The following is a 23340-nucleotide window of genomic DNA, read 5'->3' on the forward strand; positions in this document are numbered from 1 at the left end:
ACCCGATCACAAGCATAAATACACCTATCGCTTATTTTTCACCCATCAAGCAAGAGCCTTTGATCTTGGCAACACTACCGCCAAATAATAACAATGGCTCCGATCAACTCCTCCTAATGAAACACCAGCTACCGGAAGGCAACCGATAACGTCAAAATAGGGCCGGTTAACATACCCCCCTTCTCTAGCATTTTAAGCCATAACATCAATTTTGCAGATTATTACGAATATTTATCAAAAAGCATTTGCCAAGAGGGTAGGTCGTCTGTAGTATACGCCCCACGTTGATGCGGGGTGGAGCAGCCTGGTAGCTCGTCGGGCTCATAACCCGAAGGTCGTCAGTTCAAATCTGGCCCCCGCTACCAACGTAATAATTAAAGGTGTATCGAAAGATATGCCTTTTTTTGTGCCTGAAATTTGGCATTGAGATATGCGGTGTAGCTAGGAGAGCGTGCGTCGGGCTCGACTCTTCATAAAAGCTCGGGAAGGCCGTCAGTTCCAACCTGTCCCCCGCTACCACAACGGAAAGATAAGCTAATCGAAAGATTGGCTTTTTTTTCGCCTGTAATTTGAGAATACATCATATTGTAAGAAGCGTCGGGCTCGACTCTTCATAAAAGCTCGGGAAGGTCATCAGTTCAAATCTGGCCCCCGCTACCAACGTAATAATTAAAGGTGTATCGAAAGATATGCCTTTTTTTGTGCCTGAAATAAGTTAAAAAGCGTCGGGCTCGACTCTCTATAAAAGCCTAGGAAGGTCGTCAGTTCAAATCTGGCCCTCGCTACCACAACGGAAAGATAAGCTAATCGAAAGATTGGCTTTTTTTTCGCCTGAAATTTGTCTTGTAGAATATCGTTAGGAAAGCGTCGGGCTCGACTCTCTATAAACGCTCGGGAAGGTCATCAGTTCCAACCTAGCCCTCGCTACCACAACGGAAAGATAAGCTAATCGAAAGATTGGCTTTTTTTCGTCTGAAATTTGAGAATACATTGAAGGTTGTAAGAAGCGTCGTGCTCGACTCTTCATAAAAACTCGGGAAGCTCGTCAGCTCCAACCTAGCCTCCGCTATCAACGTAATAATTAAAGGTGTATCGAAAGATATGCCTTTTTTTGTGCCTGAAATAAGTTAAAAAGCGTCGGGCTCGACTCTCTACAAAAGCCTAGGAAGGTCGTCAGTTCAAATCTAGCCCCCGCTACCACAACGGAAAATCAGGCTAACCGAAAGGTTCGGCTTTTTTTGTCTGAAATTTGGTAAGAAAGACATCGATAATGGCAAGAAAGTGTTGGGCGAGAAAAGTCGGTTAGTTAACTCTGAGATTAGCGTGAGGTGCGCAAGGTCGAAGCCCGCAAGGGCATAACAGCTGATAAAGCTGCTATGAGAAATTCCATCCCTCGCTGCTACAATAAAAACATTGACGAGTCAAAAAACCCGTCACTTTTTAAGAAGGGATGGGTACTGCTGGAGAAGCGGTATCATCATCTTCATCAGTATCAACAGCGCCGGCGCCCACACCAAAACTCCAAGTTCCACCATCAAAATTGTAACCTGCACTCAGGTCACCATAAATATTCTCACCTAAATAGCCGACACCGACATTCGGACGCCAAGCACCTGAACCGACGAGATAATCTAGACCCAGAGATCCAACCGCTTTATCTTCTTCATCATCAGTGAAAACTTTCACGCCGACAGCCCATCCACCACCGAAAACGTAAGTCACACCTGCACCAAAACCCGCATCAGCTTGCGCTATTGGTGCAACCAAAGAAGCTGCAACAAGCGCAGCCAAAGACAATTTTTTAATAAACATATGCATTCCATCTATACGTTAAAATCATACTCAGACTAAACAACAGTCCACGACACCATAACAACCCGTAGGCTGTTATGGCTAAATCTAACCGACACAACCACAACGTAGATGTTGCAGAAACACAAAATCTACTTCTTTTTACTTAAAACGGAATCATATCAGGAGCGGTCTCATCATCATCTTCTTCATCAGTATCAACAGCGCCAGCGCCCACACCAAAGCTCCAAGTTCCACCATCTAAATTGTAACCGGCACTCAGGTCACCATAAATATTCTCACCTAAATAGCCGACACCGACATTCGGACGCCAAGCACCTGAACCAATGAGATAATCTAGACCCAGAGATCCAACCGCTTTATCTTCTTCATCATCAGTGAAAACTTTCACGCCGACAGCCCATCCACCACCGAAAACGTAAGTCACACCGGCACCAAAACCCGCATCAGCTTGCGCTATTGGTGCAACCAAAGAAGCTGTAACAAGCGCAGCCAAAGACAATCTTTTAATAAACATATGCATTCCATGTGTACGTTAATATAGTTTCATCATAGTCGGGTTGTTCACAAAATGTACAGATAGACTTAAGTATTCTTTAACTTTTTTTACGCACCTAAGTGCTGAACTCATCCATAACCAATACGTTAAAAAAGAATATCCTCTAAAATCAAAAAAACTTCAGCACAAACTTCTAAGCATTAAAAATGCTGATCATCAGCGATATCCCTTTAATTTCAACGAAAACCGGCAATTATCTCAAACCCTCCTTAACAGGGAAATTTTCTGCATATATCGATTTATATAGCTTTAATTTTACATATCACCCATATCTCAGATCATTTCCTTGGTTGACTTGCCCCAAAACCCAGACTAATGTTTAGCCAAAGTTCACCTCAGAAGGGTGACATTAGAGCCTAAAAATACCAACCGGCTTATCCCCGGTAAAATAACAACAATATATATACCTAGCTGTGATCCAGCGAAGGTTAAAGGTAATCATCATGACTAACCGCCACTCTTTTCGGCGCACCCAGCTGTGCCAATCTGCTTTGCCTTCTGCGATAACCTATTCCAACGCACCCTACTCGACGATCAAACCGATTCCCCATAATCAATATCGTTTTCCGGCCAGCATCTGATTCACCGCTGATCTGTTTATCTCTTTTCTGATTCGTTCTGCAACGAAACACAGACCAGTGCCGTTCAGAACGTGGAGCTATGCGCATGAAAAATTCCGTCTCTCTGCAAGACAAGTGGGAAAAGCAATCCGGTCGGGTATATCTCACCGGAAGTCAGGCACTCGCCCGTCTACCTATGTTACAAGCTGCACGCGATAAAAAAGCGGGTCATAACACCGCCGGATTTATCTCGGGTTATCGCGGTTCACCGCTAGGTAACTTTGACAAAACCTTGTGGCAGATACGCGATCACCTGAATGCCGCTAATATCGTCTTTCAACCGGGAGTTAATGAAGATCTTGGTGCAACCGCGGTCTGGGGGTCTCAACAGGTTAATGTGTTTGAAGGTGCCCGCTACGATGGCGTGTTTGGCCTCTGGTATGGCAAAGGCCCCGGTGTCGATCGTACCGGTGATGTATTGAAGCATGCTAACGCCTTTGGCACCTCACAATATGGTGGCGTGCTAGCGATTGCCGGTGACGACCATGCCTGTAAATCCTCGACTCTGCCACACCAAAGCGATTATGCCTTTATGGATGCGATGATTCCGGTGCTTTACCCCGCTGGGATTCAAGAGATGCTGGATTACGGCCTATACGGCTGGGCAATGTCACGCTATAGCGGCTGCTGGGTTGGTTTAAAGGCACTCGCTGAAGTGATGGACTCCGCCATCTCAGCGAACCTTGATCATGATCGCCTAGCCATCAGTATTCCTGAAGATTTCGAGCTACCGGCTGATGGCCTCAATGCCCGCTGGCCCGACAAACCCATGCAGCAGGAAGAGCGCTTGCATCGCTATAAAATTCGTGCCGCTCAAGCATTTTGCCGCCATAACCGATTAGACAAAATCATTATTGATACTCCGCAGCCTCGTTTTGGCATTGTCACCACCGGCAAATCCTATCTGGATGTTTTACAGGCATTGGAAGATCTAGGTATCAACCACCAGCAAGCGGCCGAACTCGGCATCCGTCTGTATAAGATCGCAATGCCTTGGCCGCTAGAACCCGAGGGCATCTATGAATTTGCCGATGGTTTAGATGAAATCTTAGTGATCGAAGAGAAGCGAGGCCTGATTGAGGATCAACTCAAAGAACAACTCTACAGCTGGCAAGACCGCCACCAAAGCGCTCGCCCAACCGTGGTTGGTAAAAAAGATGCGCTCGGCAATGAATTACTCACCAGCCTCGGCGAACTGACCCCAGCGATGATTGCCCGCGCGATTGCCGCCCGTATCGCACCCTTTTATAACAGTGAGCAGATCCGCCACCGGCTCGCGTTCCTGACAGAGAAAGAATATGAGTTGTCACAGCCTCGGGCACTGCTAGAGCGTACGCCTCACTTTTGTTCTGGCTGCCCGCACAACACCTCGACCGTTGTACCTGAGGGCAGTCGTGCTCTCGGCGGCATCGGCTGTCATTACATGGCCACGTGGATGGATCGCGGCACCGATACGTTCACCCAAATGGGCGGCGAAGGCGCAACGTGGATAGGCCAAGCCCCCTTTACCGACAACAATCATGTATTCCAAAACCTCGGCGATGGCACCTATTTCCACTCAGGCTTATTAGCCATCAGAGCCGCGATCGCCTCTAAAGCCAATATCACCTATAAGGTGCTCTATAACGATGCCGTCGCCATGACGGGCGGCCAACCGATCGATGGTCAGCTCACCGTACAACAGATTACCCATCAGCTCTATGGCGAAGGGGTACACCGCATCGCCGTTGTCAGTGATGAACCGGATAAATACCCTAGCCGTTCTGCCTTTGCTGAAGGCGTTACCTTTCACCATCGGGATGACTTACAACAGGTTCAACTAGAGTTACGTGATATTCCCGGCTGTACGGCCATGGTCTACGATCAAACCTGTGCCGCCGAAAAACGTCGTCGCCGTAAGCGCGGAGAGTTAACCGATCCGCAAAAACGAGTCGTCATTAATCAGGATGTCTGTGAAGGTTGTGGCGATTGCGGCGTGCAATCTAACTGCCTATCGTTGCTGCCCAAAGAAACCAGCCGTGGCCGTAAGCGGGCGATCGATCAATCCGCCTGTAATAAAGACTTCAGTTGTGTGCGTGGTTTTTGCCCCAGCTTTGTCACTGTCAAGGGCGGCAAGTTGCGCAAACCGGAACCTTTAGGCAAGCTCAGCAGTTTCCCGGAACTGCCCACCCCACAGCTCCCTCAATGCTCTACGCCCTATAACATTCTCCTCACCGGCGTAGGTGGCACCGGCGTGGTTACGGTCAGCGCATTACTCGGTATGGCGTCACATATAGAAGGTAAAGGTGCAGGGGTATTGGATCAGATCGGTCTAGCCCAGAAATTTGGCGCCGTCATGAGTCACATCCGCATTGCCGACACTCAAGAGCAGATCCATACCGTGCGCATCCCTGCCGGTGAGACCGATCTGATGATTGGTTTTGATTTGATGGTCGGTGCCAGCGAAGAAGCTCTCGGCAAGCTCGACCGCGCTCGTAGCCAAGTGGTTATCAACACCCATGAAACCATGCCTGCCGCCTTCACCCGAGATCCTGATGTACAGGTTCCCAGCACGGCGATGGAACAGGTCATTCGTGATACCGCTAAGCCGCAGAGCAGTTTCTGCCTCGATGCCACCACCCTCGCCACCAATCTACTCGGTGACGGCATGGCGGTTAACCTGTTTTGCATCGGCTATGCTTGGCAGCAAGGGTTGATCCCATTAACACTGGCATCCATCGAACAGGCTATCGAACTGAACGGTGTTGCGGTAGACGCGAATAAACAAGCGCTGTTATGGGGACGTCGTGCCGCCCATAATCTGCAACAGGTTGAGCAGATCGCCACCCCAGCAACTAATATCGAGCCGGTCAAGATGATGCCTGGACTCGATGAACTGGTCAGCCGAGAAACTGAGCACCTGCAACAGTATCAAAATGCCGCACTGGCAAAACGCTATGCAACGCTGGTCAAACAGGTCAGTGATGCTGAAAAAAGCCTAGGGAAAGGCCACTCACTGAGCCTAGCCGTCGCTGAAAACTACGCCAAAGTGCTGGCCTATAAAGATGAATATGAAGTGGCGCGCTTGCTCACATCCTCCGATTTCAGACAACAGCTAGAAAACCAGTTTGAAGGCGATTTCAAACTGGAATTCAATCTAGCTCCACCGCTGATCTCACGTATTAATAGCGCCACGGGCCGTCCTCGCAAACAAACCTTCAGCGAAAAAATCCTACCGCTGTTCCGTCTGCTCGCACGCGCCAAAACCCTGCGAGGCACACCGCTGGATATCTTTAGTTACAGCGCCGACCGCCGCCTCGAACGACGTTTAATCCGTGAATATGAACAGGATATCGCCGACATCATTAACAACATTTGTGTTGATAATCTTCAGGATGCCGTTGAACTGGCTCGACTGCCCGCCGTTATTCGTGGCTATGGCCCGGTGAAAGATGCCGCCTACGAAAAAGCACAGCAGACCCGCCAGCAACTATTAGGACGCATTCGCCAACTGGACAGCACACCGTCGCAGGTCGCGGTTTAAACATCAACACTCAGCAGCTTCAGGAAAACCGTTATGTCTGTTTTTAGTCATACCGAATTTGATAACCACGAACAGGTGGTCTTCTGCCACGACAAAATAACTGGTCTAAAAGCGATTATCGCTATCCATAATACCCATCGCGGCCCAGCGCTAGGTGGCTGTCGCATGTGGAACTACCGCTCGGACGCGGAAGCCCTCAACGACGTACTGCGCCTATCCCGGGGAATGACCTATAAATCAGCCCTCGCCAACCTAGATCTCGGCGGCGGTAAATCCGTCATTATCGGCGATCCGCGCCAGCATAAAACGGCGGATCTGTTAGCCGCGATGGGGCGTTTTCTTGAACGCACTGGGCATCAGTATATTGCCGCTGAAGACTCGGGAACCTCTGTCGCCGACCTGCAAGTCATGGCACAACATACCCACAACGTGGCCGGTATCACCGCGCACTTAGGTATCGATGGTCAAACGAGTAACGGCGATCCTTCACCTGCCACTGCCTATGGCACCTTTATCGGTTTAAAAACGGCGGTGCGCCATCAACTAGGCCGCACTGAACTGAACGGCCTTAAAGTCGCCATTCAAGGAATCGGTAATGTCGGTTATCGGCTGGCGGAGTATCTACACCACGCTGGCGCAGAGCTCTATGTCACCGATATCCACCCAGAACAGAGACAACGGGCGGTGCAGCAATTTGGCGCTACACCGGTGGCACAAAGTGAGATTTTGTCGCTAGATGTGGATGTTATTGCGCCCTGTGCACTCGGTGCAGTGCTCAACGATGACGCTATTCCACAGATCAAAGCCCGTGTTGTAGCAGGCGCGGCTAATAATCAATTGGCCGCACCGCGCCATGATCAGATGTTGCGTGAACGAGGCATTCTCTATGCACCCGATTACGTGCTGAATGCCGGTGGTATTATCGATATTTTCCATGATCGTATCGGCCATGATCACAACAAAGTGCGTGCTCATATCGAAACGATTGACGATACTCTCAGCGAGATTTTTAATCGCGCTAACGAACAACAACGCCCTACCGGAGAAATCGCAAACACCCTAGCGGAGGAGCGCTTCAAAAAATAACGCTGTCAGCTTCTATCTAGCCCATCAGATCTCAGCAATCGCTTCCAACGATTCAGGTAAAATCTGTCCGCCATCAACAATGATCTGTTGACCAGTAATATACGCCGCTTCTTTAGAGGCAAAGAACAGTGCCGCATTAGCAATATCCTCGACGGTTCCCAGTCGTTTCAGTGGAATAGACGCAGCCATGGTATCCAGATAATCCTGCCCTAACCCCTGCAAACCCTCCGTATAGATATTGCCAGGCATTACCGCATTGATGGTGGTGTTATAGCGTGACAGCTCCATCGCGGCGGTTTTTATAAAGCCCAACTGCCCAGCTTTTGATGCGCCATAATGAGACCAACCAGGAAATCCAGTGACAGGGCCCGTAATGGATGAAGTAACCACCACTCGCCCCTCACCTGCTTTTTCAAAATAAGGGATTGCCGCTTTCACCGTCAGAAATGTGCTTTTCAAATTAGTCGACATCACATGATCCCAATCGTCTGGGTTCATATCGGCAATTTTCACCTGTGGAAAAATACCGGCGTTAGCACAAACGATATCGACACTACCAAACACCTCAGCAGTCTTAGCGAACATCGCTTCAACCTGGCTCCATTCAGACATATCGCAACAACAGTAGTCGGCCTCGCCGCCTGCCGCCACAATCTCTTTAACGGCGCTTGCCGCGTCGGCTTCTCCACGAGCAACGATCATCACCTTTGCCCCTTGTGCGGCAAAAACGTGAGCAATGCCTTTACCAATACCTTTCGATGCACCGGTTACAATACAGGTTTTCCCTGCGATAGAAGTTAACATATCACTCATCTCCTTAAGGGGTATTTGTCTTTTTAAAACGTGCTAAAAACGCCGGCACAGAGGGCGCTATCAGTGCAATCGCTAACACCAAGGCGGAAGAAAGCACCGTCAAGATACCGACCGTCGGCACCAGTGGTGAATAACCAGACACCATCTTGGCGTATAACCATTCCGTCTTCTAGAAAGTTTCATTGTCTATCCCTCTTATCAATTCTCAGGATTCAAATGCAATGGGTTACACTGCAACAAATCAGGCTACATTTTGATCAAGTACACACAAATTGCATCAATAAATGTTGTAAGTCAAACATTTTATGTTTAACCTTCAACAACAATAATCAAACAATAGCCCCAGGAGAAACCCTTTATGAGTGGTTTATATGACGATCAATTACTGGATGAGCTGCTTCGTGGGACTCAGAGCTTGGTCGGTGAATGGGGTTTATCTAATCAGACTGAAGTACGACTATTAACCATCTCGGAAAATATGACCTGTTTAGCCTATGACCCGACACAAGATAAGCAGCTCATACTACGAGTTCATCGCCCGGGCTATCACACCCGAGAGGAGATTCAGTCAGAACTGTTATGGATTAATGATCTAAGACAGCAAGAGATTGTAGAAACGCCTAAGCCAATCGCTACACAGGCGGGGACCGCTATTGCTTCATTTAGCACTAACAATGAAATACGTGATGTGGTTGCCTTCAGTTTTATGTCGGGAAAAGAACCCTCCACCGACTCCGAACTCATCAATGGCTTTCAGCAACTGGGGAGCATTAGCGCCAAGCTGCACAATCATTCACAAAACTGGGTTCGGCCAGTTACCTTTGTCCGCAAAACGTGGAACTTCGACACCATGTTAGGTGCCAGCCCCTTATGGGGTGATTGGCGCGCCGCTGCTGGCCTGACTGAGTCCGGCCGACAAACTATCGAAGAAGCCTGCTTGATTATCCGCCATCAACTCGAAGCATACGGTATGGGAGATCGTCGCTTTGGCCTAGTACATGCCGATTTGCGGCTAGCCAACCTACTGGTCGACGGTAACCGCTTAGGGGTGATTGACTTCGATGATTGCGGCCTCAGTTGGTTTATGTATGACTTTGCTGCAGCCATCAGTTTTATAGAGGACGATCCTCTTGTACCCAGCCTGCAATCGGCCTGGATTCAAGGTTACCGTAACCACCGCCCGCTTTCAGCCGTCGATGAAGCGATGTTTCCAACCTTTATTCTTTTACGCCGCGTGTTGTTAACAGCCTGGCTCGCCAGTCATAGTGAAACACCTACAGCCCAAGAGCTGGGTACCGAATTCACTGCTGTCACCGTCGATATGGCGGCACAATACATCTCTAGTCATCAATAGTGGTAAAGCGCATGTCGAATAATAAACGTGGCATTCTGGATATGAATGCCTTCGATGCCAGAAATCAGGAAACTATCGCCAACCCTCTGCTAAAACGGCGTACCGAGAATATCGGCGCCGCCTCAGTATTGTTCTATAAACAACCCATAGAGATGGTATCCGCCAGCGGCTGCTGGATGACGGATGCCGCCGGCGTTCGCTATCTTGATTTTTATAATAATGTGCCCTCTGTTGGTCATTGCCACCCAAAGGTGTCTGCGGCAATTGCCAAACAACTAGCAACACTCAACACCAACTCTCGCTACCTGAGTGATGTCACCGAAAGCTATCTGGAAAAACTAAAGTCGACTCTGCCATCGGCATTAAAAAATGTCGTGATGACCTGTAGCGGCAGCGAAGCCAATGATCTAGCCATGCGCATCGCGAAAGCCAATACCGGCTCTCAAGGTTTTATCGTCACCTCGACCGCTTACCACGGCAATACAGAATATGTCACACAGGTGTCGCCTTCCGCGCTTAAAAACGGCTCCTGCCCCGATTACGTAGTAACAGTGCCTGCCCCCTGTACCGCCGCCTTTGGTAATGATGTTGAAACAGGCTTTAATCAAGCCGTAGTAGAAGCTATAGCACTCTTAAAGACGAGGGGTTATGGCATTGCCGCACTACTGTGCGATTCTATTTTTTCCAGTGATGGGGTGTTTAGTGATCCCGCCGGATTCTTAAAGCCCGCCATCGAGACCATACACCAAGCGGGAGGTCTCTATATCGCCGATGAAGTACAACCCGGCTTTGGCCGCACCGGTGACTGCTTTTGGGGTTTCCAGCGGCATAACGTGATACCCGATATGGTTACCATGGGAAAGCCGATGGGCAATGGCTACCCAGTCGCCGCTCTGGTGGTCAAACCAGACCTTTTGGAAACGTTTTGTCACGATGTAGGCTATTTCAATACTTTTGGAGGCACACCCGCCGCCGCGGCAGCAGCGATGGCCGTTATGGATGTTATCGAACAGGAGGGCTTGCAAGCGAATGCAAAAAATATTGGTGGCTACCTAAAACAGCAACTCACCAAGCTGAGTGAAACTGACTTACGTATCGGTGAAGTTCGAGGTGCAGGTCTATTTATCGGCCTAGACCTGTGCGACCCACTTACGGCCGAGCCTTCCCCGTCACTGGCAACACAGGTTATCAATGGGTTGCGTGATGAGCACGTATTAATCGGTGCTGCAGGCCCCTATGGCCATACTCTCAAAATACGTCCACCTTTATGCCTGAATCTTGAAGAAGCCGATTATTTCATAGAGGCAATAAAAACAGTGCTGGGCAGGCTACCTAGTTGAATTGTATGACATATACAGAGGCGTCCGCCTTACACGGTGACTCACTTATCAAACGTGACGACCGATGTACCTGCCGCCTCAACAACATCGGCCAATGCTTGTGTCGGGTGCACATCGGAGACCAGTGCATCCACTTCCTCCCAACGACAATAATTAGCGGCAAAAGTCAGATTAAACTTACTATGATCCGCCACAATCATGGTGCGGGTCGAACGGGCGATCATCGCACCATACACCTCTCCAGCCTCAATGACAGCATCGCTACCGCCTTCCAAATCAAGACCGCTGGCTCCCAAGATAGCCCAATCAGCGCGGAAATTTTGCAAGTAACGGATGGTTTGCGAACCATGCAACGCCCCTTCTGGCGCATAATAACAACCCGGTGCCATCAACACTTTAATGGTCGGATTCAGCGACAATACCGTGGCAACCCCAAAAGAGTGCGTAAACACCGTAATATTATTCATCTCGTACGCCATACGCCTAGCGAGATGCACGGTAGTCGCACCCGAACCGATCATAAAATGCTTTCCCCCCATCAGAACAGGCACGGCGGCGCGGGCAATTTTCTGGCGCTCCTCCACCATCAAGTTCTGACGTTCATTCAACACCGGCTCTTGCATATTTTTGCGTATCACAGCACCGCCGTAGGTTCGATCGATCATCCCTTGCGCGGTCAATTCATCCAGATCCCGACGAACAGTTTCTGCCGAGACACCCAGCTTTTCAGCCAACTCAGTAATACGCAATCCAGGCTGAAAACCAAGCTTTTCAATGATGCGTTTCTGACGCTTTGTTTTTTTATTGGTAACCATGAAATTAAATTAACTCAGTCTATGTAGTTGTGCAACATATTGATATTACTCAGGAGAAACAAATGACGTGGAACTGGAAAATAGCCTATCGATCCTTTTACTATACCTCCGCAGAGGAACCAGAAGATATCCAGCTGCAACCTCAGCAAACAGCCCTATTGGTCGTCGACATACAGAACACCTACCTTGAGGCGAAAGACGATACGCAAGAAAACCGGCGCTGGCAGCCATTTTTCCAGCGGATGAATAACACCGTTATCCCTAACACCGCCGAGTTAATCGCCTTTTCACGACAACATAATATAGAAGTCATCTTTGCCCGTATCGCTTGCCAAACAGAGGATGGCAGAGACCGCTCTCTTAGTCAGAAAAAACCTGGCTTTAACTACTTACTTTTACCACAGGCACGTGAAGATAGTCAGATTGTCTCAGCGCTTTCCCCGATCGGCGATGAAATCACCGTGTTAAAGACCACAGACTCAGCCCTCACCGGCACCAATCTACGACTGACACTTCATAATATGGGGATCAAGCAGGTCATTGTCGCGGGCATTTTTACCGATCAATGCATCTCATCGACGGTACGAAGCCTAGCCGATGAAAGCTTTGAAGTACTGGTGGTTGATGATTGTTGTGCCGCCGCAACTGATGAGATCCACCAAAAAGAACTAGAAATCATCAATATGATCTACTGTCATGTTATCCGCAAAGCAGACCTCGACAGTATGATCGGGTAAATCCACTCTTTGGACTGCTGAACTTTTGATTAGCTTATCTTTCCGTTGTGGTAGCGGGGGGCAGAGCTATTCATAACAGCCTGTAGGCTGTTATGCCCCTTTGGGCTTCGGTGCTGCGCACCTTGATGCAAGTTGCGCTCTAAGCACAACTTGTGAACTGACGACCTTCCCGAGCTTTTATGAAGAGTCGAGCCCGACGCTTTCCTAACGATATTCTACAAGCCAAATTTCAGACGAAAAAAAAGCCAATCTTTCGATTAGCTTATCTTTCCGTTGTGGTAACGGGGGCTAGGTTGGAACTGTTGACCTTCCCGAGAGCTTATAGAAAGCCGAGCCCGACGCTTTCCTAACGATATTCTACAAGCCAAATTTCAGACGAAAAAAAACCAACCTTTCGGTTAGCCTGATTTTCCGTTGTGGTAGCGAGGGGCAGATTTGAACTGACGACCTTCCCGAGCTTTTATGAAGAGTCGAGCCCGACGCTTTCCTAACGATATTCTACAAGCCAAATTTCAGGCACAAAAAAAGGCATATCTTTCGATACACCTTTAATTATTACGTTGGTAGCGGGAGCTAAGTTGGAACTGATGACCTTCCCGAGCTTTTATGAAGAGTCGAGCCCGACGCTTCTTACAATATGATGTATTCTCAAATTACAGACGAAAAAAAAGCCAATCTTTCGATTAGCTTATCTTTCCGTTGTGGTAGCGAGGGTCAGATTTGAACTGACGACCTTCCCGAGCTTTTATGAAGAGTCGAGCCCGACGCTTTCCTAACGATATTCTACAAGCCAAATTTCAGACGAAAAAAAAGCCAACCTTTCGGTTAGCCTGATTTTCCGTTGTGGTAGCGGAGGCTAAGCTGGAACTAATGACCTTCCTAGGCTTTTATAGAGAGCTGAGCCCGACGCTTTTTCACTTATTTCAGGCGAAAAAAAAGCTAACCTTTCGGTTAGCCTGATTTTCCGTTGTGGTAGCGGGGGCCAGATTTGAACTGACGACCTTCGGGTTATGAGCCCGACGAGCTACCAGGCTGCTCCACCCCGCATCAACGTGGGGCGTATACTACTGACACATTCGTACTTATGCAATGCAAATAAACAATATTTATCATTAATTACGTCTTTTTATCTGATATAACTAAAACCTCAATTAATGAAGCCTTCTGGGCGGAGCCTTATATGACGCTGATTTACGTTATGGACCCTATGTGTAGCTGGTGTTACGCCTTTCACCCTCAACTAAAAGAGATGATCAGCCAGTTACGTCCAGGGATAAAGGTTGTTTGCTATATGGGCGGTTTAGCACCCGACAGTGACCAACCCATGCCGTCACAGATGCAAACAGCGATTGCCCAGACATGGCACAGTATTGAACAACGCACAGGCGCTCAGTTTAACTATGAATTTTGGCAGAAATGCCAACCCCGTAGATCCACCTACCCTGCTTGCCGAGCGGTCATCAGCGCCGAGCAAATGACGACAGGCAGTGGCATGCTAATGACCGAGGCCATTCAGCAAGCCTACTACCAAGAAGCACAGAATCCTTCCGATGTTCCAGTATTGGCGGATCTGGCGGAAAAGATCGGGTTAAATCGCGAACGGTTTATTGCCCAGATGGACAGTGAGAAAACAGCCCAAACGCTCTTTGATGACCTCAGCTTTTGTCAGCAACATGGCGTCCAAGGATTTCCTTTCTTAGGCGTACAATCCGACAATGGACAGGAGATGATTAGCGCCGGTTATTGCAGCCGAGAAGCCTTGTTACAGCGCTGTGCAGATCTTAATTTAATCTAAATTGGTATAGTCGATAGCGATAAGTCTTTCGCGGGCATAAAAAAACGGGAGCCAAGGCTCCCGCTTTTAATCAAAGATTCGCTTAGGTACGTGCAACAGAAACATCTTCTGCCTGCAAACCTTTATCGCTCTCTTTCACTATAAATCGCACACTCTGACCTTCGGTCAACGAACGATGGCCGCGACCGCGAATGTTGCGAAAATGAACAAAGACATCATCTCCATTCTCACGGGTAATAAAGCCAAACCCCTTAGACACATTAAACCACTTGACGGTACCTAACTCGCGATCATCATTTTCATCTATTTCCTCTTCACTGCCGGAACTCAGGCCCAAGCTTGTAATAACACAGCTAACCAGTACAACCGCAAATACAACGACAATATTAAAAATCGGCAACCCGCCCTCACCTGGCAATGATCCCAACACAAACAGGATAATTACAGTGGCAAGTGCGCTGACAACTACACTACGTATAAGTTGATTAACACTCATATAGATCTCTTATAATTAATTAAAGTTATTAAATATCAACAGGGCTCAAGATAAATAGAACCCAGACCATTCTATATACATAGTTTTATGCTTTTTTTCAATAGCTTAGCCACCTAAATACTGATACAGCACCAGAATAAGGTATAATTGCGACTAATTAGTTACCGCAGCGCATATCATCACGAGGAAATGAACGATTTATGAAGCAACAACAGTTACTCGAAGATCTGGAATCAAGGGTCGCTTTTCAAGAAGACGCGCTCGATAAAATGAGTGAAGAGATGGCGAATCAAGGCGCAGAAATTGCCCGTTTAACCCAAATTATTAAAGTGCTCCACCAGCAGGTTAAGCAGTTTACGCCAGACCAAATCAGCGCTCCGGAAGATGACGTACCGCCGCCACACTATTAAGCCAAGACCAATACGTCACGCTTACGTTACGACAGGCTTTTCAATGTGTAGATGTCGTAACGACTGGATTTACCATTGAGCTGATAACTTGGTGCTTGCCCCTCTATCGCAGGTGCTTTACGGGGGCGTTTGACCACTACCCGATATTCGGCCACATTCAAAGCTTGCTCAAGCAGCGCTACTGAATCCTGATCATCCCCCACAATATCGCGAAAGACCCGCATCTCTTTTTTCACCAAGGCCGACTTATCCGTATGCGGGAACATAGGGTCAACATAGATAACTTGCGGTTTACACGCAACGGTTTGCGGGTCACTCAGCCACTCGATACTATCGGCATTCACCAGTTGCATCCGTGCGGCGATATCTGCCACTTCAGCATCCCGTTGGGCTTGCTGTAAGCCACTTTCCAGCAATGCATGAATAATCGGCGAACGCTCGACCATCTGCACCTCGCAACCTAACGTTGCCAGCACAAAGCTATCCCGACCTAGCCCCGCCGTCACATCCATTATCTGCGGTCGAACACCGCCTTTAATACCGACCGCCTTGGCAATCATCTGGCCTTTACCGCCGCCAAATTTACGGCGATGCGCCACTGCACCAGACACAAAATCAGCCAAAACGGGCCCTGGTGCTTTACGACCGGTTTGCTGTAAACGTCGGCTACCGGCTTCACAAATCAACAACTGAGAGAACTGCACATCCCTAAGGTCATATTGATCCAGCAGCGGCAGCCCTAACCGTTCAGCCAACAGCTGGGCATCCTCTCGTCCCGCTTCACCCACATAACAGACGCCAACATCCGCAGGGATAGTAGATATAGATTGCTGAATCAAAACGTCACCTTAACTTCTGAGATCAATTTCTGATATTAAGATCAGACAATAAAATAAACACCGAGCAACGCAAACCCCAGTAGCAGCCGGTAAATCACGAAGGGCAACATACCAATTTTATCCAACCACTGCAGAAATAGATGGATACAGGCATAGGCGCTGATTGCCGCTAGTACGGCTCCACTAAGCACCATGGTCAACTGGTCAGGCGTCCCCGTCTGTGCCAGCTCTAATCCTTTCAGCAATCCAGCACCCAAAATCACGGGAATCGACAATAGAAAGGAAAATCGAGCCGCAGACTGACGGTTTAGTCCCAACATCAGTCCTGCTGTAATCGTAATACCGGAACGAGATGTCCCCGGAATCAAGGCGACCGCCTGAGCTAAGCCAATAATCACTGCATCTCTGAGGGTTATTTTCTCCAGCGGTCGCACCTCTGTCCGGCTAAAATCAGCCCACCAGAGCAACGCGCCAAATATCAGGGTAGCCCCAGCGATGATCAAAATATTCCGGCCATAATGATCAATCGCAGAATTAAATATAAAGCCGGCAACCACCGCCGGTAAGGTGGCCCAGATCACATACCAAGCCAAGCGAGAATCAGTACTTTTACCTCGTCCTGCTAAGCTACCGGTCCAAGCAGCGATCATTCGCCAAATATCTTGACGAAAATAGATCATCACCGCCGTTAAAGAGCCAATATGTACCCCTACGTCGAATGCTAATCCCTGATCAGTCCAGCCAAATAGCTGTGAAGGTAAGATCAAATGCGCAGAACTTGAGATAGGGAGAAACTCAGTCACTCCTTGCAACACAGCCAAAAATACCACCTGAAACCAATCCATGATAAACACATCCTCTGATAATACTGTGAATTTAAGCGCTTACTGATGACACATGAGCCAACAATACTGGGCGCTTCATCTAAGATCGGCTTTCTAACATCCGACTCACTGGCCTTTCTTTTTTTGCTCGCTTATTTTTTTCCAAGAGATAGTATCTCGCAGATAGACCGGTTGCGCTAACTCGGCGGAAATACCTTCACCACGGGCAAACGCATCAATCGCCAACTCACACATAACGCCTGCGGATGGATAGATATCCAATACCGGCGTACCGACTGCTTGCTGAACCTCGGCTGACATACTGTCGAGATAAACCCAACCTTTACCTGCAGCAAACCAGCGATCACCAGCTGGTAAAATAATATTCTCGGGTGCGCTAACCGTTTCATTCCCTAGCGCCACTGGCAAGCCATCACGCATCTCGTAGGCACAGCTATACAACTCATTCATACGCGCATCTAGGGTACTGATAATCCGATCGACGTGGTGTTCTCGCGCGGCATTCAGGGCGATAGCCGCCAATGTTGAGACAGGTAATACCGGTAGCTCAGCCGCAAATGCTAAACCCTGCGCAGCACCGGTAGCAATACGAATACCGGCAAACGAACCCGGTCCTCGGCCAAAGGCGATCGCATCTAACTGAGCAACCTTCAGCCCTGCGGCCGACAACATTTCATCGACCATGGGTAATAACTGACGGGTGTGTTGGCGAGGAATAATACGAAAATCTTCCTGAATTTCGCCATCAATAGACAGCGCAACAGAACAGGCATCTGTGGATGTATCCAGGGCAAGAATTTTGGCCATCTCAATTATCCGGTATGTCAAAGTAAACAGATTGACGCAGCTACGTCTCAAAAGCGCTGCATTTTAAGCGCTATGCTCAGGAAAGGCTATCCTCACCCCAACGCGGTAACAACTGTTGTTCTATCTGCAGCTGATTAAGAATACGGGCCACCACAAAATCAATCATATCTTCAATGGTACGCGGTCGGTTATAAAAACCAGGACTCGCGGGAATCACCACACACCCCATGCGCGTGAGTTTCAACATATGTTCAAGGTGAATCTCTGAATAAGGTGCTTCACGGGGGACAAGAATTAATTGACGACGCTCTTTAAGGGCAACATCCGCCGCCCGCTCAATTAGATTGTTACTCGCACCGGTAGCGATAGCAGATAAGGTGCCTGTTGAACAGGGGCAGACCACCATTTTACTCGGCGCTCCAGACCCCGATGCCACCGGAGCCATCCACTGCTCTCGACCAAAAACACGCACCTGCCCTGTTGCTGCCGAAAAACGCTGCGTCAACCAGATTTCCTGCTCTTTTGCTGATCCAGGCAGTGCTTCATCGGTCTCTGTTGCGATCACCACTTGCGCTGCCTTTGAGATCATCACCAGCACCTGACAACGGGCAACAATCAAGCACTCGAGTAATCGCAATCCATACTGGGCGCCTGAAGCCCCCGTAATAGCGAGGGTTATTCGCTCTTTATAGGTCTCTTTATCGTTCTCTGCCACGTTCAACTCCATCAGCTTAGGTGCTGTTTTTGTAAGGCGTCGATCAAACGCAGATGAATTCCGTCAAATCCGCCATTACTCATAATAACAATATGGCTTCCCGGTTTTGCTTCAGCCACTAGCTGACGAATAATTTCAGCGGTATCCCTAGCCAGCACGGCAGGATTATCGCAACTATCAATGACATCCTGTAGCGACCACTCCAATCCCACAGGCTGATACCAATAAACCTTGTCAGCAAGTCGGGCCGAAGATGCCAGCTTCTGTCGATGAATACCCATACGCATGGTATTTGAACGTGGCTCGATCACTGCAATCACCGGCGCATCACCTACCTGCGCGCGAATCCCCTGCAAAGTGGTTTCGATAGCGGTCGGATGATGAGCAAAATCATCATAAACACGTATACCCGCTACCTCACCAATCAGCTCCATGCGCCGCTTTACACCACCGAATTGGCACAACCCCTCAATCCCATGGGCTATTTGCACCCCTACATGCCGGGCGGCCACCAGAGCCATCAGACCATTATTAACCGAGTGCAGCCCTGTCATCTGCCAGCGCACCGTGCCAACAACGGTGCCCTGATGCAGCACTTCAAACTCAGAACCATCGTCCTTCAGCAAGCGCGCCTGCCACTGCGCCTCATTATTAAGTTGTCCATCAAGGCCTACCGAAGTTTTCACTAGCGGTGTCCAACAGCCCTGCTCGATCACCTGATCCAGCGCGGGCACGCCCGCCGGCATAATCACCTGGCCATTGGCCGGTACGATTCTAACCACATGATGAAACTGTCGTTGAATTGCCGCTAGATCATCAAAGATATCCCCATGATCAAATTCAAGATTATTCAGAACTAAGGTACGTGGATGGTAATGAACAAACTTGGAGCGCTTATCAAAAAAAGCGGTGTCGTACTCATCGGCTTCGATCACAAAAAAGGGGCTTTCACCCACCCGTGCAGAACGATCAAAGTTTTTAGGTATTCCCCCAATCAGAAACCCAGGCGCCATATCTGCAAATTCCAGCAACCAAGCCAGCATCGTGGCGGTGGTGGTTTTGCCATGGGTTCCCGCCACCGCGAGTACCCATTTATCTCGTAACAGATTATCAGACAACCACTGAGGGCCCGAGGTGTAGGGTAAACCCCGATCCAGCATAGCCTCAACGCAAGGGTTGCCGCGAGTCATCGCATTGCCGACTATAATCATATCCGGCGCAGGATCGAGCTGAGCGGGATCATAGCCTTCAATCAGATGGATACCCTGCTGTTCCAACTGCGTACTCATCGGCGGATAAACATTGGCATCCGAACCACTTACGTGATGCCCTAATTCTTTCGCCAGCACCGCCAGACTGCCCATAAAGGTGCCACAAATTCCCAGTATATGAACATGCACAGTTAGGTTCTCCAGATCAGCTTTTCACTCTAAAATAATGTCAGCATGATAACAGCTAAGCCCGTTTCGTTATGCTCTTTTTCACCGCAGATAATTTTGCAGCTATCGCCTCGCCGTAAACCTAAACACAAAGAAAATCACAAAAAAAATCATAATTAACACAATTGTCTCTTTTTTACGTTAATTCCCCGCGCAAACGGTGTAATTAACAATTAATTCAGCGTAAAATTGTCACAACTTTTAACCCCCAAATCCCACAGGTTTTTTAGCCACATGCGACTGCTGAACCAGTACCTCAAGCATCACAACACTCCCGATGATCTTATTGACCTAATTGACAGCCTGATGCTGTCCTGCAAAGAGATCGCCATTAAATTACGCGAAGGTGCTCTGGCAGGGGTATTAGGCACCTCTGAAGGCATTAATGTTCAGGGGGAAACTCAGAAAAAACTGGATATTATCTCTAACGATATTCTCAAGGCGGTTTTACTTGATAACCCAACGGTTGCCGGTATCGCTTCAGAAGAAGAAGACTATCCGGTACCAGGTCATCCCGATGGTAAATACCTCGTCACCTTCGACCCTCTGGATGGTTCATCCAACATCGATGTCAACGTTTCTGTCGGTACTATCTTTTCTATTTTGGAAAGACCTAAACACCTCGATGGTGGTTCAGAAGCAGCCTTTATGCAGTGTGGTCGCAACCAGATAGCTTCCGGCTATGTTCTGTACGGCCCTTGTGCCGTATTGGTACTCACCACCGGTCATGGGGTGCATATGTTCACCCTAAGCCACGGTGGAGACTTCATTCTTACCGAAGAGGATGTCAAAATCCCTGAACACACGCAGGAGTTTGGCATCAACATGTCGAACCAGCGCTTCTGGGAACCAGAAATGAAAACCTACGTCTCGGATCTGCTTCAAGGTGAAGAAGGTCCGCTGGGCAAACGCTACAATATGCGCTGGGTTGCATCTATGGTGGCAGAAGTACACCGCATCCTGACCCGTGGTGGTATCTTTCTCTATCCATGGGATAGCCGCGATCCAAGTAAGCCCGGCAAGCTTCGCCTGATGTATGAAGGCAATCCAATGAGCTACCTCATCGAACAAGCCGGCGGCCTAAGCACAACCTGCTACGGGCACATCATGGATGTTCAGCCAGAAAAAATTCATCAACGCGTTTCCGTCGGCCTAGGCTCAAAAGCTGAAGTCGAAACCATGATGAAATATCACGCTAAGGACTAACTGAATTCTCAGTTTATGATCTTTAAGTCGTATTCAACTTATGATCAAGGGCTGTATATAATGCAGCCCTAGAATTCTAAACAGATTTAACACTTAAACAGGAAGGCGACACATGAGCTTTGAAAAAGTCCCTGCTGGCAATGATCTGCCAAACGACATCAATGTAATCATCGAGATTCCAGCGGATAGCGATCCGGTTAAATACGAGATCGACAAAGATTCTGATGCAATCTTCGTTGACCGTTTCATGGCGGCGCCTATGTTCTACCCTGCCAACTACGGTTACATCAACAATACCCTGGCTGATGATGGCGATGCACTGGACGTACTGGTAGTAACACCTTACCCAGTAGTACCTGGCTCTGTGATTCGTTGCCGTCCAGTTGGCGTGCTGAACATGACCGACGAAGCCGGTGAAGATGCTAAACTCGTTGCCGTACCACACGACAAACTAAGCAAAGCATACAAAGACGTGCAAGACGTAACTGACCTGCCCGACATTCTGCTAGCCCGCATCAAGCATTTCTTCGAGAACTACAAAGGTCTGGAAGAAGGCAAATGGGTTAAAGTTGAAGGCTGGGAAGGCGTAGACGCTGCTAAAGCCGCTATCATCGAAGCGCAAAAAGCTTACGAAGCCGCTAAGTAATTAGCTGCTCGAAACGAAAAAGGCCGATGCATAATACATCGGCCTTTTTTATATCTTACTTTTGTCTTTATCTTATCTCAGGGCGATTTAATCAAAAACCCGAATTGCCTCTAGCAGAAAACAAAGCTCAGAAGGTTAAGCGGTCTCTGCTTTACCAAACAGTTTTTTTCCCAAGCTAATCACCACAAACACAACACCGCCAGCGACAACACCGACCAACGCTTCTAACAATACCGGCAACAACATCACAACAACCGAATTTAGCCCCTCGGTCAAATGCTGGATAAAGTGATGTAAAAACGGCAAACCATGAACCAAAATTCCGCCGCCCACCATAAACATAGCAATAGTACCCAACACCGCCAGCGCCTTCATCAGCATCGGTGCGGCTTTGAGAATCCCATGGCCGATGGTTTTAGTAAAATCAGCAGCACCCGGCTTGCGCACCATATAAAGTCCAAGATCATCGAGTTTCACGATCCCAGCCACTAAACCGTATACACCCACGGTCACCAAAATAGAGATACCCACTAAAACACCAAATTGAGTTACCAGTGAAGCACCCGCAACCGTCCCCAGTGTTAACACAATAATCTCAGCGGAGAGTATAAAGTCGGTACGTACAGCACCTTTAATCTTCTCTTTTTCAAAGGCCACTAAATCAACCGCACTATCCTCTAGTGCGTGCTTTAACTCTGCTTTATGGGCGGCCTTCTCTTCTGCTGAATAAAAAAATGTATGAAACACTTTTTCAAATCCTTCAAAACAGAGAAACAACCCGCCAATCATCAACAGCGGCACAATCAACCAAGGGATAAAATAGCTAATCGCTAATGCTGCGGGCACAAGGATAGCTTTGTTAACAAAGGAACCCTTTGCCACCGCCCAAACCACCGGCAACTCTCGTTCGGCCTTAACACCCGAGACTTGCTCAGCATTCAATGCTAGATCATCCCCCAGCACGCCTGCCGTTTTACGAGCAGCCACCTTGGTCATGCCAGCAACATCATCCAAGAGAGACGCTATGTCGTCAATTAATGCCAGAAGGTTTGAAGCGGCCATGTATGTATCCTTATCGTTGTTAACAAACATTATCATCCGTTAACATGAGATAATACAGGCCAAACCAAGGAAGTGACTATGGCTAAGAAACAAAAAGTATCAGAACAGGTGGTAACCGAAGCATTACAGGTAGCTAAATCAACCCAACGCCCGGGCCAAACAAAAGAACAGACTAAACTAATCGCGCAGGGTATTCAGAAAGGCATCGAAGAATACAAAAAACGTCACAAAGAAAAAGCCCGCGAATTAGACAAACAAAAGCGCAAACTGCAACAAGCACAACAGCCGAATAACGCTAATAATTCAGAAGCTCCAGAGATAGTGACCATTTACAAACAGAGTCGATTAAGCTGGGGCTTATTATGGCTCAGCTGGATAGGCTTCGCTCTCTATGCCGTTGTTTACAATCCTTTCTAACAGG

The 23340-nt window shown here is 48.4% G+C and carries 21 protein-coding genes and 2 tRNA genes; 11 read left to right on the forward strand and 12 right to left on the reverse strand.

The features are described from left to right. The first annotated feature begins 288 nt into the window (after positions 1-288). Positions 289-365, forward strand: a tRNA-Met gene (locus KO512_RS11825). A 1075-nt stretch (positions 366-1440) separates the two neighbouring features. Here the strand turns inward: KO512_RS11825 and KO512_RS11830 are convergent. Beyond that, positions 1441-1812 carry a hypothetical protein gene (locus KO512_RS11830; protein ID WP_215952562.1) on the reverse strand — a complete coding sequence of 124 codons (372 nt, stop codon included), beginning with the start codon at positions 1810-1812 and terminating at the stop codon, positions 1441-1443. 145 nt (positions 1813-1957) lie between these two features. After that, a complete protein-coding gene (locus tag KO512_RS11835) occupies positions 1958-2329 on the reverse strand; it encodes a hypothetical protein (RefSeq protein ID WP_215952563.1) in 372 nt (123 codons plus the stop codon). 708 nt (positions 2330-3037) lie between these two features. Here KO512_RS11835 and KO512_RS11840 point away from each other — a divergent pair. After that, positions 3038-6514 (forward strand): indolepyruvate ferredoxin oxidoreductase family protein, encoded by a 3477-nt coding sequence (locus KO512_RS11840; RefSeq protein WP_215952564.1) that lies wholly within the window; start codon positions 3038-3040, stop codon positions 6512-6514. A 33-nt stretch (positions 6515-6547) separates the two neighbouring features. Continuing rightward, on the forward strand, positions 6548-7600 hold the full coding sequence (locus KO512_RS11845) for a Glu/Leu/Phe/Val dehydrogenase dimerization domain-containing protein (protein ID WP_215952565.1): 1053 nt from the start codon (positions 6548-6550) through the stop codon (positions 7598-7600). 24 nt (positions 7601-7624) lie between these two features. Here KO512_RS11845 and fabG read toward each other — a convergent pair whose 3' ends face one another. Next, complete coding sequence (gene fabG, locus KO512_RS11850) at positions 7625-8404, reverse strand: 3-oxoacyl-ACP reductase FabG (RefSeq protein WP_215952566.1); 780 nt, start codon at positions 8402-8404, stop codon at positions 7625-7627. 367 nt (positions 8405-8771) lie between these two features. Between fabG and KO512_RS11855 the strand changes: the two genes are divergently transcribed. Continuing rightward, complete coding sequence (locus KO512_RS11855; RefSeq protein WP_215952567.1) at positions 8772-9767, forward strand: phosphotransferase enzyme family protein; 996 nt, start codon at positions 8772-8774, stop codon at positions 9765-9767. An 11-nt stretch (positions 9768-9778) separates the two neighbouring features. Then, entirely contained in the window at positions 9779-11107 is a 1329-nt protein-coding gene (locus tag KO512_RS11860; RefSeq protein ID WP_215952568.1) for an aspartate aminotransferase family protein, read from the forward strand. Positions 11108-11148: 41 nt separating this feature from the next. Here the strand turns inward: KO512_RS11860 and KO512_RS11865 are convergent, their stop codons facing one another. Beyond that, positions 11149-11922, reverse strand: coding sequence for a DeoR/GlpR family DNA-binding transcription regulator (locus KO512_RS11865; RefSeq protein WP_215952569.1), 774 nt, complete (start codon positions 11920-11922; stop codon positions 11149-11151). 62 nt (positions 11923-11984) lie between these two features. On the opposite strand from KO512_RS11865, the gene KO512_RS11870 reads away from it, so the two are divergent. Further along, positions 11985-12659, forward strand: coding sequence for a cysteine hydrolase family protein (locus tag KO512_RS11870; RefSeq protein ID WP_215952570.1), 675 nt, complete (start codon positions 11985-11987; stop codon positions 12657-12659). A gap of 970 nt (positions 12660-13629) precedes the next feature. Here the strand turns inward: KO512_RS11870 and KO512_RS11875 are convergent. After that, positions 13630-13706 (reverse strand) — tRNA-Met (locus KO512_RS11875). 133 nt (positions 13707-13839) lie between these two features. Between KO512_RS11875 and KO512_RS11880 the strand changes: the two genes are divergently transcribed. Next, positions 13840-14454, forward strand: coding sequence for a DsbA family protein (locus tag KO512_RS11880; protein ID WP_215952571.1), 615 nt, complete (start codon positions 13840-13842; stop codon positions 14452-14454). Positions 14455-14536: 82 nt separating this feature from the next. On the opposite strand, the gene KO512_RS20330 is transcribed toward KO512_RS11880, so the two are convergent. Next, on the reverse strand, positions 14537-14950 hold the full coding sequence (locus KO512_RS20330) for a cold-shock protein (protein WP_289847239.1): 414 nt from the start codon (positions 14948-14950) through the stop codon (positions 14537-14539). A 200-nt stretch (positions 14951-15150) separates the two neighbouring features. Between KO512_RS20330 and KO512_RS11890 the strand changes: the two genes are divergently transcribed. Continuing rightward, positions 15151-15360 carry a SlyX family protein gene (locus KO512_RS11890; RefSeq protein WP_126158547.1) on the forward strand — a complete coding sequence of 70 codons (210 nt, stop codon included), beginning with the start codon at positions 15151-15153 and terminating at the stop codon, positions 15358-15360. 26 nt (positions 15361-15386) lie between these two features. On the opposite strand, the gene KO512_RS11895 is transcribed toward KO512_RS11890, so the two are convergent. From KO512_RS11895 to mpl, 5 genes are all read right to left on the reverse strand, one after another. Further along, the gene (locus KO512_RS11895; RefSeq protein ID WP_252734991.1) at positions 15387-16199 is read right to left on the reverse strand and encodes a class I SAM-dependent methyltransferase; all 813 of its coding nucleotides are present in this window, start codon (positions 16197-16199) and stop codon (positions 15387-15389) included. Positions 16200-16240: 41 nt separating this feature from the next. Continuing rightward, positions 16241-17044, reverse strand: a complete 804-nt coding sequence (locus tag KO512_RS11900; protein WP_215952572.1) for an undecaprenyl-diphosphate phosphatase — start codon at positions 17042-17044, stop codon at positions 16241-16243. Positions 17045-17149: 105 nt separating this feature from the next. Further along, entirely contained in the window at positions 17150-17851 is a 702-nt protein-coding gene (gene tsaB / locus KO512_RS11905) for a tRNA (adenosine(37)-N6)-threonylcarbamoyltransferase complex dimerization subunit type 1 TsaB (protein WP_215952573.1), read from the reverse strand. A gap of 76 nt (positions 17852-17927) precedes the next feature. After that, on the reverse strand, positions 17928-18566 hold the full coding sequence (locus KO512_RS11910) for a flavin prenyltransferase UbiX (RefSeq protein WP_303493540.1): 639 nt from the start codon (positions 18564-18566) through the stop codon (positions 17928-17930). A gap of 11 nt (positions 18567-18577) precedes the next feature. Beyond that, the gene (gene mpl / locus KO512_RS11915; protein WP_215952575.1) at positions 18578-19966 is read right to left on the reverse strand and encodes a UDP-N-acetylmuramate:L-alanyl-gamma-D-glutamyl-meso-diaminopimelate ligase; all 1389 of its coding nucleotides are present in this window, start codon (positions 19964-19966) and stop codon (positions 18578-18580) included. Positions 19967-20239: 273 nt separating this feature from the next. Between mpl and KO512_RS11920 the strand changes: the two genes are divergently transcribed. Together KO512_RS11920 and ppa are read left to right on the forward strand one after the other, a co-directional pair. After that, complete coding sequence (locus tag KO512_RS11920) at positions 20240-21211, forward strand: class 1 fructose-bisphosphatase (protein WP_215952576.1); 972 nt, start codon at positions 20240-20242, stop codon at positions 21209-21211. Between the two features lie 112 nt (positions 21212-21323). Continuing rightward, entirely contained in the window at positions 21324-21857 is a 534-nt protein-coding gene (gene ppa / locus KO512_RS11925) for an inorganic diphosphatase (protein WP_215952577.1), read from the forward strand. Between the two features lie 135 nt (positions 21858-21992). On the opposite strand, the gene KO512_RS11930 is transcribed toward ppa, so the two are convergent. Further along, positions 21993-22919: a DUF808 domain-containing protein gene (locus KO512_RS11930; RefSeq protein ID WP_215952578.1), complete on the reverse strand. Its 927-nt coding sequence runs from the start codon at positions 22917-22919 to the stop codon at positions 21993-21995. 78 nt (positions 22920-22997) lie between these two features. Between KO512_RS11930 and KO512_RS11935 the strand changes: the two genes are divergently transcribed. Next, entirely contained in the window at positions 22998-23336 is a 339-nt protein-coding gene (locus KO512_RS11935; RefSeq protein WP_215952579.1) for a DUF2956 domain-containing protein, read from the forward strand. The last annotated feature ends 4 nt before the right edge of the window (positions 23337-23340 follow it).

Source organism: Amphritea atlantica, assembly GCF_018860855.1.
Classification (GTDB): Bacteria; Pseudomonadota; Gammaproteobacteria; order Pseudomonadales; family Balneatricaceae; genus Amphritea; species Amphritea atlantica_A.

Excerpts from the sequence above, each read along its gene's own strand:
- KO512_RS11830 (WP_215952562.1), bottom strand. The coding sequence starts at position 1,812 with ATGTTTATTAAAAAATTGTCTTTGGCTGCGCTTGTTGCAGCTTCTTTG.
- KO512_RS11835 (WP_215952563.1), bottom strand. The coding sequence starts at position 2,329 with ATGTTTATTAAAAGATTGTCTTTGGCTGCGCTTGTTACAGCTTCTTTG.
- KO512_RS11840 (WP_215952564.1), top strand. The coding sequence starts at position 3,038 with ATGAAAAATTCCGTCTCTCTGCAAGACAAGTGGGAAAAGCAATCCGGT.
- KO512_RS11845 (WP_215952565.1), top strand. The coding sequence starts at position 6,548 with ATGTCTGTTTTTAGTCATACCGAATTTGATAACCACGAACAGGTGGTC.
- fabG (WP_215952566.1), bottom strand. The coding sequence starts at position 8,404 with ATGTTAACTTCTATCGCAGGGAAAACCTGTATTGTAACCGGTGCATCG.
- KO512_RS11855 (WP_215952567.1), top strand. The coding sequence starts at position 8,772 with ATGAGTGGTTTATATGACGATCAATTACTGGATGAGCTGCTTCGTGGG.
- KO512_RS11860 (WP_215952568.1), top strand. The coding sequence starts at position 9,779 with ATGTCGAATAATAAACGTGGCATTCTGGATATGAATGCCTTCGATGCC.
- KO512_RS11865 (WP_215952569.1), bottom strand. The coding sequence starts at position 11,922 with ATGGTTACCAATAAAAAAACAAAGCGTCAGAAACGCATCATTGAAAAG.
- KO512_RS11870 (WP_215952570.1), top strand. The coding sequence starts at position 11,985 with ATGACGTGGAACTGGAAAATAGCCTATCGATCCTTTTACTATACCTCC.
- KO512_RS11880 (WP_215952571.1), top strand. The coding sequence starts at position 13,840 with ATGACGCTGATTTACGTTATGGACCCTATGTGTAGCTGGTGTTACGCC.
- KO512_RS20330 (WP_289847239.1), bottom strand. The coding sequence starts at position 14,950 with ATGAGTGTTAATCAACTTATACGTAGTGTAGTTGTCAGCGCACTTGCC.
- KO512_RS11890 (WP_126158547.1), top strand. The coding sequence starts at position 15,151 with ATGAAGCAACAACAGTTACTCGAAGATCTGGAATCAAGGGTCGCTTTT.
- KO512_RS11900 (WP_215952572.1), bottom strand. The coding sequence starts at position 17,044 with ATGGATTGGTTTCAGGTGGTATTTTTGGCTGTGTTGCAAGGAGTGACT.
- tsaB (WP_215952573.1), bottom strand. The coding sequence starts at position 17,851 with ATGGCCAAAATTCTTGCCCTGGATACATCCACAGATGCCTGTTCTGTT.
- KO512_RS11920 (WP_215952576.1), top strand. The coding sequence starts at position 20,240 with ATGCGACTGCTGAACCAGTACCTCAAGCATCACAACACTCCCGATGAT.
- ppa (WP_215952577.1), top strand. The coding sequence starts at position 21,324 with ATGAGCTTTGAAAAAGTCCCTGCTGGCAATGATCTGCCAAACGACATC.
- KO512_RS11930 (WP_215952578.1), bottom strand. The coding sequence starts at position 22,919 with ATGGCCGCTTCAAACCTTCTGGCATTAATTGACGACATAGCGTCTCTC.
- KO512_RS11935 (WP_215952579.1), top strand. The coding sequence starts at position 22,998 with ATGGCTAAGAAACAAAAAGTATCAGAACAGGTGGTAACCGAAGCATTA.